Annotated in this window: 12 protein-coding genes; 3 read left to right on the top strand and 9 right to left on the bottom strand. The window is 37.0% G+C overall.

Features of this window, described 5'->3' with window-relative positions:
• Positions 1-105: 105 nt before the first annotated feature.
• The 3 genes from potC to potA are packed head-to-tail and all read right to left on the bottom strand — an operon-like array spanning position 106 to position 2,850.
• Positions 106-894, bottom strand: coding sequence for a spermidine/putrescine ABC transporter permease PotC (gene potC, locus P3L40_RS20190; protein WP_004259098.1), 789 nt, complete (start codon positions 892-894; stop codon positions 106-108).
• Positions 891-1,754 (bottom strand): spermidine/putrescine ABC transporter permease PotB, encoded by an 864-nt coding sequence (gene potB / locus P3L40_RS20185; RefSeq protein ID WP_210853074.1) that lies wholly within the window; start codon positions 1,752-1,754, stop codon positions 891-893. The genes potC and potB overlap by 4 nt, the downstream gene beginning before the upstream one ends.
• Positions 1,741-2,850: a spermidine/putrescine ABC transporter ATP-binding protein PotA gene (gene potA, locus P3L40_RS20180; protein WP_004259102.1), complete on the bottom strand. Its 1,110-nt coding sequence runs from the start codon at positions 2,848-2,850 to the stop codon at positions 1,741-1,743. The genes potB and potA overlap by 14 nt, the downstream gene beginning before the upstream one ends.
• A 907-nt stretch (positions 2,851-3,757) precedes the next feature.
• Between potA and P3L40_RS20175 the strand changes: the two genes are divergently transcribed.
• Complete coding sequence (locus P3L40_RS20175) at positions 3,758-5,404, top strand: fumarate hydratase (RefSeq protein ID WP_004259110.1); 1,647 nt, start codon at positions 3,758-3,760, stop codon at positions 5,402-5,404.
• A 212-nt stretch (positions 5,405-5,616) separates the two neighbouring features.
• Here P3L40_RS20175 and P3L40_RS20170 read toward each other — a convergent pair whose 3' ends face one another.
• The 6 genes from P3L40_RS20170 to P3L40_RS20145 all read right to left on the bottom strand — a co-directional run bounded on the left by P3L40_RS20170 (position 5,617) and on the right by P3L40_RS20145 (position 11,479).
• On the bottom strand, positions 5,617-6,582 hold the full coding sequence (locus tag P3L40_RS20170; RefSeq protein WP_004259112.1) for a fimbrial protein: 966 nt from the start codon (positions 6,580-6,582) through the stop codon (positions 5,617-5,619).
• 12 nt (positions 6,583-6,594) lie between these two features.
• Positions 6,595-7,146, bottom strand: coding sequence for a fimbrial protein (locus P3L40_RS20165; protein WP_036958054.1), 552 nt, complete (start codon positions 7,144-7,146; stop codon positions 6,595-6,597).
• A gap of 10 nt (positions 7,147-7,156) precedes the next feature.
• The gene (locus P3L40_RS20160; protein ID WP_004259120.1) at positions 7,157-7,885 is read right to left on the bottom strand and encodes a molecular chaperone; all 729 of its coding nucleotides are present in this window, start codon (positions 7,883-7,885) and stop codon (positions 7,157-7,159) included.
• Between the two features lie 11 nt (positions 7,886-7,896).
• The gene (locus tag P3L40_RS20155) at positions 7,897-10,392 is read right to left on the bottom strand and encodes a fimbria/pilus outer membrane usher protein (protein WP_094961562.1); all 2,496 of its coding nucleotides are present in this window, start codon (positions 10,390-10,392) and stop codon (positions 7,897-7,899) included.
• Positions 10,393-10,470: 78 nt separating this feature from the next.
• Positions 10,471-11,028, bottom strand: coding sequence for a fimbrial protein (locus tag P3L40_RS20150; protein ID WP_004259129.1), 558 nt, complete (start codon positions 11,026-11,028; stop codon positions 10,471-10,473).
• A 214-nt stretch (positions 11,029-11,242) separates the two neighbouring features.
• The gene (locus tag P3L40_RS20145) at positions 11,243-11,479 is read right to left on the bottom strand and encodes a helix-turn-helix domain-containing protein (protein ID WP_004259130.1); all 237 of its coding nucleotides are present in this window, start codon (positions 11,477-11,479) and stop codon (positions 11,243-11,245) included.
• A 1,288-nt stretch (positions 11,480-12,767) separates the two neighbouring features.
• On the opposite strand from P3L40_RS20145, the gene P3L40_RS20140 reads away from it, so the two are divergent.
• Positions 12,768-13,763, top strand: a complete 996-nt coding sequence (locus tag P3L40_RS20140) for a nitrilase family protein (protein WP_136134303.1) — start codon at positions 12,768-12,770, stop codon at positions 13,761-13,763.
• Positions 13,764-13,844: 81 nt separating this feature from the next.
• Positions 13,845-14,750, top strand: coding sequence for a LysR family transcriptional regulator (locus tag P3L40_RS20135; protein WP_112307529.1), 906 nt, complete (start codon positions 13,845-13,847; stop codon positions 14,748-14,750).
• Positions 14,751-14,837: the final 87 nt, after the last annotated feature.

Here is a 14,837-nt window from a genome sequence, read left to right as displayed (position 1 = left end):
TTGAATTATTTAGGGTATATATCTTATAGGCTAAATAAAGCCCACCCTCTCGCCGTATGGCATCAAAAAGGCGCTGTTATAGAAAAAACCAACACCATCACTCATTTATGATTTCGCTTTTTTCGAGTATTTATCCCGCATCACCCATTGGCTTAAACAAACGAGCAGTAAAGACATAATCAACAATACTGTCGCCAATGCGTTTACTTCTGGGGAGACCCCGACTTTTACCATTGAATATATTTTCAATGGTAAAATCTCATAACTTGGCCCCGTAACAAATGACGAAACCACCACATCGTCCATCGACAATGTAAAACTCAGTAGCCACCCTGCCACAACCGCAGGGAGCGCTAATGGCAAAATGATTTTCCTTAAGATGGTAAACTCACCCGCACCGAGGTCACGTGCAGCTTCTAGCATCTTCACATCAAAGTCCTTTAACCTTGCATACACCGTCACCACTACAAAGGGTAGACAGAATGTAATATGGGAAAAAAGCAATGACCAAAAACCTAGCGAGACCCCAAGGATCATAAATAGAACCAATAACGAAATCGCCATGACGATATCAGGGGACATCATGACCACAAATAACATGCCACCAACAAAAGGTTTTCCTCTAAAGCGATAGCGAAATAATGCAACAGCGGTTAATGTGCCAATGGCTGTCGCGAAAGTCGCTGACAAAACCGCCATGGTTAATGAATGCCCCGCAGCTTCTAATAAGCTATCGTTATTAGCTAGTAATTCATACCATTTGGTTGAAAAACCTTGCCACTGAATACCAAAACGCGACTCATTAAAGGAATTAACAATCAAAATGATGATTGGAATATAAAGATAAGCGTAGATGATGGCCATGAAGCCACCACGCAGAGTACGTCCGATCATTCTTCATATGCCTTTTTATTCAGAAGCTTAGCTGCTCGGTAATACACATACAGCAATAACCCCATCATCACCGTGAGGAAAATGCTGGTTGCTGCCCCGAATGGCCAATCACGAATATTTAAGAACTGGCTCTTAATTACGTTACCGATCAGTAGATTTTTCGCACCACCCATTAAATCCGCGACATAGAACAGCCCCATTGCCGGTAATAAAACCAGCAAACAGCCTGCAATAATACCTGGCATCGTTAAAGGAATGATGATTTTCACAAACCGTTGAAATTTATTCGCACCGAGATCTTTTGCAGCTTCTATATATGACTTATCCAGCTTTTCAATACTTGAATACAGCGGCATCACCATAAACGGCAACAATATATAAATGAGACCTAGTATGACGGCTTCAGGTGTATACATAATTTTCAACGGTTTATCGATAACACCAACCCACAGTAAAAAGTCATTTAAGTACCCTTTGGTACTGAGAAAAACTTTTAACCCATAGATACGAATCAATGAATTGGTCCAAAATGGCACAATTAACAGAAACAACATCAAAGGTTGCACCCGTTTAGGTAGCTTTGCCAATATAAAGGCAAATGGATAGCCAATAACTAAACAGAAAAAGGTTGCGATCACCGCCATATTGAGCGAGTGCAGCATGACCTCTGCATACATCGGGTCAGACAAGCGAACGTAGTTATCCCACGTAAAAACTAAGTCAACTAAGTTGGTGTCGCTACGCGTCAAAAAGCTAGTGCCAATAATCATGATATTAGGCAAGAAGACGAATAGCAGCAGCCAGGCGACCACCCCAGTGATAATAACGTTCTGCAAAATTTTATGTTTACGAATGATCATCCAGAACTACCTCCCAACTTTCAACCCAAGTCACAGCAACTTTTTGGTTAAGGGAGTGGTCGACATCGGGGTCATCTTCATTAAAGAATTCGCTAACCATGACAATTTTGCCATCTTCCATTTCAACCACTGAGTCTAACGTCATGCCTTTATAGTTACGCTCACGAACGTAGCCAATCAGCCCCGGATGGTTATCTGCATCATTCACTTCTTCAACGCGCAAGTCTTCAGGACGTAATAACACACTGACGTGTTGCCCTTCTTTGACAGAGAGCTCAGTGAAAATATCACATTCATGCCCTTCAACATTGGCTCGAATACGTTTATCATCAATGCGATACAATACTTTCGCATCAAAAATATTAATTTCACCAATAAATTGAGCTACAAACAGATTTTTCGGTTCCTCATAGATTTCGCGAGGAGTACCGTCTTGCTCAATTTTCCCTTCACGCATCACAATGATACGATCCGACATGGCCAAGGCTTCTTCTTGGTCGTGGGTCACAAAAATAAACGTGATCCCCAGTTTTCGTTGAAGCGCTTTTAGCTCATTTTGCATTTGTTTGCGCAGTTTATAATCAAGCGCAGACAATGATTCATCCAGTAGTAAGACTTTCGGGCGATTCACTACCGCACGGGCTATCGCCACGCGTTGTTGTTGACCACCAGATAGTTGGTTGGGTCTACGCTCAGCAAAATCTTCTAGCTGCACCATACGCAAGGCTTGGTCGACACGCTTTTGAATTTCAGCCGCAGGCGTTTTTTGCATGCGCAGGCCAAATGCCACGTTGTCGAAGACTGTCATATGAGGAAATAAAGCGTAGCTTTGAAAGACGGTATTTACAAAACGGTTTTCCGCTGGAATATCCGTAATATCTTGACCATCAAGAATAATTTGACCGCCATCGGCATCTTCTAGCCCTGCAATAAGACGTAAAACAGTCGTTTTACCGCAACCAGAAGGCCCCAGAATGGTCAAAAACTCACCGTTCTGAATGGTTAAGTCAAGCTCAGAAATAATTTGTTTGCCATCAAAACCTTTACTTAAAGATTTTAATTCAATGAGTGGTGTCAGAGAGGTTGTCTCAGTCATTTATTATACACTCTATCCCTAGGAATAATGCAGATAGAACCGCCACCGTTAAAGACTGTATAAGCTTGTCGGAGGTTTACTCTGTCAACTTAAGTAACATAAGTAAATAATTTCCCCAGCAAAGCCCAAAACCAGTAGCGCCATTTAAACTTCATAAGGCATGCATGATAAACACTGTTTTTGCAAATTGAAAGCCATTTTCACAACTTCGTTTGCCTTTCATTATGAATTCTCAATAAATAAAACAGATTTTTGAGAAAAATAAGCGACATAGCGATATATAGAATCAGTCTGTCCATATCTATAGATTTACATGATACATTCGAAGATAAAACTTAAGTCAAATTCAATGAAATTCATAGAGTTAAAACAATTCACAATAAAAATAATAATAATTATGGAATTAATAGTTTTTATTATTTTTAATTTTTTAATTCATATATTTAATGATATAAATTTTAAAACTTCATGCGAGATAAAAATACAATAAGCCTTTACCATAACTAACTCGTCGAGTTTTGATGGTAGTTATATCCAGTAGATATATATCGTGATTATATATAGAACAAAGGCAATAACTGGTAACATCTATAACAAATAATTAAAGTCGTAGTTGATAATATTATTATGTGATTTAAATCTAATTTTCATTAATCCTTATTTTTTATCTCAATAAATTTAACCAATATCATATTATTCTTTGCATCTCTTTGAATATAATAATCAAATTGATATAATTTCAATCTAAACTGTAACTTTTAGTGACTTATTTTGTGATTTTTGTTTCATTATTACATCTATAAATTTTACTTTGTATCTTTCGAGTTAAATCAATTAAAGAATAAACATAAGCCTTCGGGTGATTACCTTTGGAAATTCCACTGAAATTAATATGTGAGTGAGCAAAATGGCTAATAAAGAGTTTTTTTACCAAGAACCTTATCCATTATCTGAGGATAAAACTGAGTATTTCCAAGTCTCTGATAAATATGTTTCTGTAGAACAATTTGCTGGTAAGCAAATTTTAAAGATAGAACCTGAGGCATTAACTCTCCTTGCAGAACACGCAATTTATGAATCCCAGTTTTTTTTAAGAGCTGCGCACCAGAAACAAGTCGCCGCTATCTTACAAGACCCAGAAGCCAGCGAAAACGACAAATACGTGGCGTTACAATTACTTCGCAATGCTGAAATTTCTGCAAAAGGTATTTTGCCAAACTGCCAAGATACAGGAACAGTTGCGGTTGTTGGGAAAAAAGGCCAGCAAGTTTGGACAGACTGCAATGACGAAGAGTACCTTTCTCGAGGGATTTATAACGTCTTCCAACACGAAAACCTGCGTTTTTCTCAAAATGCACCGCTAGATATGTTTAATGAAGTCAATACTGGCACAAACCTGCCAGCACAGTTTGACATTTTTGCGACCACAGGCGATGAATATCACTTCCTATTTGTTAACAAAGGCGGCGGTTCAGCAAATAAATCAGCACTTTACCAAGAAACAAAAGCAACATTAACCCCAGCTAAGTTAAAAAATTTCTTAATTGAAAAAATGCGTAACTTAGGAACAACAGCTTGCCCGCCTTACCATATTGCCTTCGTTATCGGCGGTACTTCAGCGGAAACAACACTGAAAACAGCCAAACTCGCCTCCGCAAAATACTACGACAACCTGCCAACCACAGGTAATGAGTACGGCCGTGCTTTCCGTGATATTGAACTAGAAAATGAGTTATTAGAAGCTTCTCGTCATCTTGGTTTTGGCGCACAATTTGGTGGTAAATATTTTGCTCACGATGTACGAGTTATTCGTTTACCTCGTCATGGTGCCTCTTGCCCAATCGGTTTAGCCATTTCTTGCTCTGCCGACCGTAATATTAAAGCTAAAATTACCAAAAGCGGTTTATGGCTTGAAAAAATGGAGCATAACCCAGCCCAATACATTCCTGAATCTATGCGTAACCAAGCTGAAGGAAAAGTGGTACATATCGATCTCAACCGCCCAATGAAAGATATTTTGGCTGAGCTGAGTAAACACCCGGTATCAACACGTGTTTCTCTCAGCGGGCCTCTGATTATTGCTCGAGATATTGCGCATACTAAGCTTAAAGAACGTTTAGATAACGGCGAAGAATTGCCTCAATATTTTAAAGACCACATGGTGTATTACGCAGGGCCAGCCAAAAAACCAGAAGATATGGTTTCCGGCTCTTTAGGTCCGACAACCGGTAACCGCATGGACCCTTATGTTGACCTGTTCCAATCCCACGGAGGTAGCATGCTAATGTTGGCGAAAGGCAACCGAACTCAGGCGGTAACTGATGCATGTAAAAAACACGGAGGGTTTTATTTAGGTAGTATCGGTGGCTCAGCTGCGATTCTCGCTCAAGAATATGTGAAAAGTTTAAATTGCCTTGAGTATCCAGAATTAGGAATGGAAGCAATTTGGAAAATGGAAGTTGAGGGGCTGCCTGCATTCATTCTCGTTGATGACAAAGGCAATAACTTCTTTGAACAAGTCCAAAATGAGACTTGCAGTAAATGCGTTAAATAAGATTTGCCACTCTAGCGCAAAGGAATGCGCTAAATTTCGTTAGCCTATATCACTACATAACGATGTAACATAACAAAGAGCAGGCTTTTGGCCTGCTCTTTGGTTGTTGACAACGTGGGATAACAGTGTGATTTTTCCCGCTTTGCGTTATCAGCCGAAAATCAATATATTGATTTTCATCATGTATTTTTAGCCATCTCTTCGGATTAATGTTAATAATAGTTAATACGGACAATCGTTGAGGCGCTAAATGGTCCTGTTTTTACCGCTCCCACCTTTTTAACCGTCGCACTGTAGTCACGTGTAATCGATGTACTCCCTAAGGGGAGTGTTCCGAAAAACTGGAAGTAATTAAATTTTATTTTTTCCGCTTTATCATCCGAAATAATTAAATTAGTCCCATTTTTTAGATCAATGGCATACTCTCCATTTAACGGGTCTGTAGTTTCGAAGTTAATATTCATGGAAAAATTATCTAAGCAGCCCCGCTTCACCGCTTGTATCTGAAAATCTTTTTTAAACTCTTTTCCTTGATTAAGCTCAGTGATCATTAACTGACCATAGTCAATTTGCTGTGACTCTGGGTAAACTTTAATATCAGCCCCACACTTGAGAAAGCGAATACCTCGTAACCCAGTAATAGAATACTTCAAGTTTTTTGCACCATTGGTATGGTTTATCCCACCACTTCCATCAAACTGGAAAACCGTAAATTGGTTATCCCCTGTGTAGTTACCTGAAGGAGGAACAATACCCGTCACTTTGATATATAGTGTAAAAGTCACTGTTACCGTGACATTCTCTCCGCGGCGAATAGGTGGAGTCCCTAAGTTGACACGCTGCTCATTTTGTTCCAATTGTTGGCCTTGGTAATTCGCGCCTAGTAATAACCCTGTCCCAAGTTTTTGAGATTTCGGATTAAAATACATATGAACAACGTCAACAGCATTACCAAGTACATTGTCACAATAAACGGTTACTGTTAAAGGGTCGGATTGCCAAATAATAGAACCTGCCGTTGTATCAGCAGGAATGGCCAATTGACCTACAGGAACTGCGGGTTTTTCGACGACTCCAGTCCCCTTTTCCACACAATCTAATGCAAAGGTTTTTGGGCTAATAAAAACGAATAGAAATAAAATATAAAAACCATATTTTTGAATAAACTTGTGTATCATGATTTATACACCTTATATGTAAGTAATATTTAAGGTAATTTGCGTTTTAATATTACCCACTGTTAATTCATTTCTTGGTAGATAACTCTCTAGCATGGAATAAATCGTAATTTGCTGGTTATCATCAAAATAGATTGGATAACTACGGTATTCACCATTGGGGACAATATTGCCATCTTTATCCATTAATCGAATCCCATAACCATTTAGAATGGTTTTACCACCAAATAAATTACGGTCTGTACTTTCAGTTGGTTCTGAAATAAACATGATCCGAACAACCGGAACCCTATCATCGCGATTGCGTTTTGGAAAAATACAATCATCAAACTTTAGTTTGATTTCATGCTTAGGGCTTCTGTCTCCAATTTCATTAAAGTAATTCAGAGATATTGGTCCTAATTCAATATTTTGATCTATCGAGTAAAATGAAATCTTACAAGGCAATGCCACCACATTTCCCGTAAAATTAAGATCACCTCTCATCATGCTACTATCTGCATAAGCTTGGCTTCCACATAGAGATAGCATAAAAAGACATATTGAAAAGTAGCAATTTCTCATATCTAAAATCCTATTGGCTCTCTTTTGACAGCTGGCAGGTCGACGCAGCGCATTGGTAAGTCAACATTTTCATACCACCGTAATCATCCATATAACCGGTATATAACTGATTAAAACTGCTTGCTGGTACGGGAACACTTTCCTTGGAAAGCGGGGCAATCATCACACTTTCAAAACCAGGAAAATTTTTCTGGTTATTATTACTGAGATAACCCAATGTCACATAATATTTAGTTGGATTTTCAATAAGTAATTGCCCACCTGTGTGCGTATATTTCAGCTCTTTAGCCCATACTTTATCGCTGTTATTTTCGATTTGAGGTGGTCGATAAAACATTTTGAGACGGCTTTGAATCGCAATCTGTACGACATTTTCTTTATCTGTCACCGGTGGAATTTCACGCACATTTAAATAGAACAGAGATTCTCTATCTTGTGGAAGAGCATCTATTCCCTCTGTTTTAATAATTTTAATTTGGTTTTTAGCATTCGGCTCAACGCGTTGCATTGGAGGTAAAACTGTAAAAGGTTCAGAAACCTTATTCCCTTTTTCATCTTCCATCCAAGATTGAGCTAAGTAGGGCATTGTTTTGCTTTGGTTATTAATAACCAAACTGATTGATTTATCTTTGCCTGGAAAAATGATCCGTGTACGGTCAATATTAATCGCAGCAGACGCAACTTGCATGCCGACAAAAACTAATGAAAATCCTAAAGCTACTACATACTTTTTACTCATACATCATTCCTTTATTGGCAAGGGATCAGGACTTTCCCCTGATTTTTTTCGGCAATATTAGGTAAATTCAAACTACATTGGTTTGCGCCAGCAGCCCATTTCACTATGTAGCTTTCTTCTGGAGCCACACCCGTTAAATAAGCAACACCACTATCTGCAATAATTCCGACTTCTCTTCCTGTACTTAACTCAGTCACACTGGTACCAAGCGGTGGATAATTCCCATTATTCAAACGGATAACGGCTAAAATACGTTTTCCTTGGTTCGCTTTTATTCTCTGAAAACCAATTGAACCCTCAGTTAATGTTTTACCAATAATGTTGTCATTGACATCCACATCGTCAGGCAGTGTATTCATATCAATGTAAACATCTGAATTAGAAAAACTATTTAAGCTTGTCGCAACACCAATCCCAAATCGGTTCGTGACAGATTCGCCATTATTAATAGAAATCCCAGCGACATTGTCGCTATCAATCATCACTCGAGGTTCGTTGTTAGTCCCGTTACGGTGCATAGCTGCGCCATATTTCGTTGCTGTCATGGAGCCATACCAACTACCGCCAAAAGCACGATATGAGTTCACATTTTCTGTCGCATTAACATTCAATACGCCATAAGGCGATGAATATTGATAACTACCGCTGATATTTGGCTCAGCACGTCCAAGTTTGTGCTGGTCACCACCAACACGCATACTCCAGTAGTTATTATTCTCGTTCGGGCTGTAATAACCTACCGATTGGCCAAAGCTATGGTCATTATCTGCATATTGAGCGTCGTAACTGACTGAAGCACCATTTTCAAGTGGCACGGAGAAAGAAAGATAAATTTGATTATCATCCGTCTCTTCATATTTAATTTTATTAAGTGATAAGGTGCCGGAAATGTTTTTAATTTGCCCTATACTAAATAGCTTACTAAAACTCATACCAAAGTTTGTTGTAGATTCACTATTCCAAAATTGATGGTGAGAAGCATTAAAATAGACAGTTAAGTCCAACGGGCTGATATATTGGTTAAAAGATGCGGTATACACGTTTTTGTCACGTCTAAAATCAAGCACACCATTCGCTGCATCAATGTATTGAGGCATAGTTAAGAATTCTTTTTCAGAAAACTTATAACCTGCAAATGTGACCTGCGAATTGGTAGATTCAAAACGTTTAGAATAATTTAAACGGTAGCTGTTACCCGAATAAGAGCCAAAATTATCTACATTTGCATGAGTGCGAGTAATATCAAAGGAAATAGCGCCAAACATATTCATGTTTTGCCCTATTCCTAAGTTTATCGCTTGGTAATTGTTATTATCTACCGTAGCAATTAACCCGCCAAAGATGGATGTGTCACCAAATAAACCATAGGAAGCTTCCCCTACAATAAACTTAGGGTCAACTTTCTGCGAGCGGCCAAATGGGTCAGATTTACCCATAGTAAATTTATAAAGCAGTTGGCCCTGACGAGTTAAAAATGGCAGCGATGCCGCCGTCACTTGATAAGTGGTTTTTGAACCGTCCTCTTCCTCAATGGTGACATCTAAAGTGCCTTGCACCGCTTCAGTAATATCTTGAATATTAAATGGCCCTGGAGCAACTTTAACTTGTTTAATCACACGCCCATTCTGTGAAATAATCACCATTGCATTCGTTTTAGCGATACCCGTCACTTGAGGCGCGTAACCACGTAGTGACGGTGGAAGCATTCGATTATCACTAAAAATAGATGCCCCTATAAAGCGAAAACTATCAAATAAGTCAGTCTTCAAATAAGACTCACCAAGTAAAACTTTTGCACCCATTTGAGGCAAAGCACGAAAGGCATATAACTGAGTCCAATCAAACCGTTCATTCGTTTTACCTTGGGAGCGATTATATTGATATTGATAATCAGCGCGGAAACGCCAAGCCCCTAAGTTAACGCCAGCGGTACCGTTACTACTACCACTGAATGTTTCACTATTATTTTTAGGAGCGGAATAGTTGGCAAACAGGTTATAATCAAGAAATGCACCCATAATTCCATTTTCCCATTGGGAAGGTGGAACCCAGTACGGGTCATCATATTCTAACCAAGCTTGAGGAATAGAAAATAAGATATTCTGGTTGGCTTTGTCAAAGCGATAATTAATATCTAAATTTTTAGATAGCTCAATACACTGGCCATTATTATTTTGCAGAAGTTCTTCCTTAACTTTCTTTTTTAATGCAAAAATATTTACCATCTCTGGTGTAACACAGAGTGTTGAGGTATCTTTACTCTCTTCAATAAATTTAATTAAATATTGCCCTGATAATTTTCGACCATTTAATGTAATATCCGTTAGGTATTCACCTGCAGGAATAAAGTCTGGGTTAGAAAACTGACTTAAGTCAATATTATCTCTATCCTTAGCATCAATAATATTCATATTAAATTCCACTGCATTAGACATTCCAGAAAAGGAAAATGCCAAAGCAATCGAAAATAATATTTTATTTATTTTAAACTGAGGAAATAGAGACATGATGTTCCCTGTAAGAAAAATAAAAATAAAGAAAGAAAAATAACAGGCAAATACATGCCTGTTATTTTAAATAAAAAATTACAGGTAGTTTAAAGCGTAAGTTGCTTGAGAAATGATGCTACCAGTTTCAACTTTGCTACCATTTGCTTCAACACGTGCACTGAATACTAATTTATTTGGACCATCCGCTAATGGCAGCTCAACACTGGTATCACCAACTTTCATTGTTGCGCCATCTGCGTTGATTAAACGAACACCAACACCTTTAGAAGTACCTGTATTAGCCAGTAATTCTTTTGCTGTAGTATCTGGAGTACCCGTGAAAGTTACTTTAACTTTGCTAACTGCAGGGAAGACAACTACATCGCTAGCATCTTTAACTTCACCTAAATCACAGTTTTCTAACTGGATATTATATTGAACGCTTTGGCTATATTTGTTACCCGTTTCTAATACTTTATTTGCAACTTGGCCGAGGTCAACGTTAATTGTACCGTCACCTGGGATTGAGCAAGGTGCATTAATAACTTTACCAGTAAAATTGATGACACCACTACCTTGATCTACAGGTGCTGCCTGTGCAATACCAAATGAAGAAGCGATAATTGTAGCTAATGCAATCTTAGTTAATTTCATTTATATTTTCCTATAAAAAGACGACAGATGTACCAATCACCTAATAATCAATAAATTACTAGGTTGATATTTATTTGCTGAGAATGTAAAGGTAAAAATAAGAAAGTTAGATTTTTACTAAAAAAATAAAAACACTACATTTTTATTTTTTTAGATATTTAGTTAACTTTAAATATGAATATTTTTATAATTAGATTACTCTTAATTTTTTAAATTAATTACTTTCTTTATTGATAAAAACATCATCAATAAAAAAGCAAATCATTTCTGTATCTAAAGCGTTAGCAAGGGTGTGCAAGTTTTCAATATTTATATTGCACTCACCCCTTTCATAACGTGAAATCTGTTGTTGGCTAACACCAACAAGATTAGCTAATTCGATGCCTGAAAGCCCTAAATGCTTTCTTCTTTTTCTAATCTCTCTGCCTACTATACGATTTACATTTATCATCAACAATAGCCCAAAATAACCTAAAATATTAAATGGCTAAATTATATTACAAATCAAAAAATTTCACATAATAAATTGCACTGATTATATAAAAAATCAAAAAAGAACAAACCAATTAAAACACGAAATTTGAGTTAATTATAGTTTTCAATATATAAAAGTAAAACTGTTTGTAACGATCGATAGAATAAATTAAAGCCACTGAAACCTATCAATATTTCATTTTTTTAGTTTGCATTATCATATAAGATAAAAAACACATAATTCATATTAGCTATTATTCTTTTTGAAATAAACAAATAATATACAACTAATTGATATTAAAGAAAAATAATAAATTACCACTATCAATGGTAACATCCAAAAATATAACAACGCCTTAATTTATAATGGAATGAAGGCATTTATAATTAATTTTATATGGTATTCATTGATTCCTAAGTATTTTTATATACTTATTTTTATAAATTAATTTATTTTTTACATTTTTAATGTTTGCTTCAAAAAAACAACTAACAATGGTTTTTTTATTCTTATCATTTAATTTAATTTAATTTAATAGTATTTTTAATTACTCACAATAAGAGTTATAGGATATAAAAAACTGCAATTTTTTTTTATTGGTCGCTATCTACTCATAAATAAATCAAGTTATTCATATTAAGAGTAATAACAATATTGATAGCCATCGATAACTCACATTTCGAGTAAAAAACAACAATCACCAACAAAAATAACGTATAAATAACAATATGTTATACTTGTTTCCAATTGTAACAAAACACAAAAGTCTATTGCAGATCAACAAGGTAAAAATGAAATATAACAAAAAGAAAACATAATAATTGCACTACAGGGAGCTATAAAACGAGTAAAACAAGAGTTTTACCTCGCACTTTCACAAGAAATCAGTCAAAACAACAAGGTAAGTGCTTACTATTATTGTATGTTTCACATATAGCTTAGGTTAAATTTGTGCTTTTAATACCGAGAATAAAGAGCATTTGTATGCTTGATTCACTAAATGAAAGCATTTCATTGAGGAATAATTGACCTGATACGCTTTAAACCAAAATGGACAACCTAGGAAGATTACACTTAACTAGGCTATTTTTCCGTATTATATATATTTCAACATCTCTTTTTACGTTAATTTATGTATAAAAATGCTAATATTGATGACCAAACAGATTCATTCAATAACCCATCGTTATGGAATGAGAAAATAACTCATTATTTTTAGCTCAAATAACATGTTTTTATTTCCCTAACTAAGGAGATAAAAATGATGCCAGCACAATCACTGCTTCGGGTTGCAACAGTCCAGTTCCAACACCGTCCTAGCGACAAAACCTACAATTTAGAACGTATCCATGAGTTTATTACTCAAGCCGCCCAACAGAAGGTAAAAATACTGGTTTTACCTGAAATGTGTATTACTGGTTATTGGCACGTGCCGAAGCTACCAGATGATGCCGTTTATGCTTTAAGTGAAACTTTACATGATAGCCCGTCATTAGCATTAATCCGCCAACGGGCCATTGAATTAGACATGATTATCGGGGTTGGGTTGATTGAAAAAGGGTTAGATGGCAAATGCTACAATACTTGGGTCGCTTGTATGCCAGATGGCCAATACCACGCTCATCGTAAATTACATGCCTTTGAGCACCCCGCCATTCATAGCGGAGACAATTACACTGTTTTCGATACGCCATGGGAAGTAAAAGTTGGTATTTTAATTTGCTGGGATAATAACTTAATTGAAAATCCACGCGTCAACGCGCTACTTGGTGCAGATATTATTCTTGCCCCCCATCAAACAGGTGGAACTCATTCGAGTAGCCCTCATGGCATGAAACCGCTCGACCTTCGTCTCTGGGAAAATAGAAAACAAAATCCTCAAGCATTATTAGATGCATGTCAAGGGGAACATGGGCGCGGATGGCTAATGCGCTGGTTACCCTCCAGAGCCCACGATAATGGCGTGTTTTATTTATTTAGTAATGGAGTTGGCTTAGATGATGATGAAATTCGAACCGGAAACGCCATGATCATAGACCCTTACGGGCGAGTAATTAAAGAAAGCTGCGCAATAGATGATGATATCGTCATCGCGGATCTTGAATTAGATTTATTGCCTACCTCGAATGGCCGTCGCTGGTTAACCGGAAGACGCCCTGAGCTCTACCGAATCATCACTGAAACTCTGGGTTACGAAACGGATATTCGCCATGTCCGTTTTGCTTCTAAGAATTCCCCTTATCATCAAGAAAAGCAATAATAGTTAAAGTCAATGGCTCGCTATAGCATTCATAATAGAAATGTTATAGCGTCTTCTATTATCAGGAACTGGCTAACAACTATGGATACTCGACTACTCCGTGCATTTATCACTCTCGCAGAGACAAAAAATTACCGCGAAGCTTCATCACGCCTATATATTAGTCAGCCAGCTTTAACAAAACAAATTCAACTTCTTGAGAAACAATTGGATATAGTACTATTTGAGCGGGGACGTCATGGTGCAATATTGACTCCTCATGGGAAAATACTTTTTCCCTATGCACAACAAGTACTCACTCAAACCACTGAATTTTTACACCAATCCGCAGTGCTTCGAGAACAGCCCCCTATAAAGTTAACCGTCGGGTTTGGTATATCAACATTTCAAGAAGCCTCTTTCTTTGTGGCACGGCTACGTGAAAAATTACCAAATATTCCAATCCAACTGGATGATATGCCTTCTCACGAAATGGAGAAACAGCTACAAGCCCATGAATTGCATATTGCTTTTACTCGTCAATTTGCTTTTAAAGCAACCGATAACTTAGAGAGCAAAACATTAAAATCTGAAGTTCTTGCCTTAGCAGTAGCACAAAAATCGGTCTCTTTATTATCAATGAAAGAATATCTAACCCATTTTCCTTTATTGTTATTACGCGCAGAGCGTGGTTCAAAGCTTCATAAGCAAATTCAGAGCTACCTACAATATGAAAGCTTATCAATTACACCCTCTCAGGAAGCAAATGATATTCAAACATTAATTGCCCTTGTAGCCGCTGAGGTTGGCATAAGTCTTTTACCCTATAGTGCAAGAAATATTAGCTCAAAAGATATCCGCTTTATTCCAATTCAACATTGTGAACAAGCCCAATGGGGGATTGATGTGGTATGGCAGGCTTCATTGCCTAAATTATGGCAAAACACCATCAATGAATTGATTGATGAAGTTTATGGAACATTTTCAAGAGAGAGTGAATCAGAATAATTCCGTAATTCCTCTCCGTAATTCCTATATATTAAATATTTGAACTTTGATATTTATTGTCAATATTATGATGAGATAGGCACTACT

Source organism: Providencia sp. PROV040 (assembly GCF_032706145.1).
In the GTDB taxonomy this organism is placed as follows: domain Bacteria; phylum Pseudomonadota; class Gammaproteobacteria; order Enterobacterales; family Enterobacteriaceae; genus Providencia; species Providencia hangzhouensis.
This window is presented reverse-complemented; position numbering and strand designations above follow the sequence as displayed.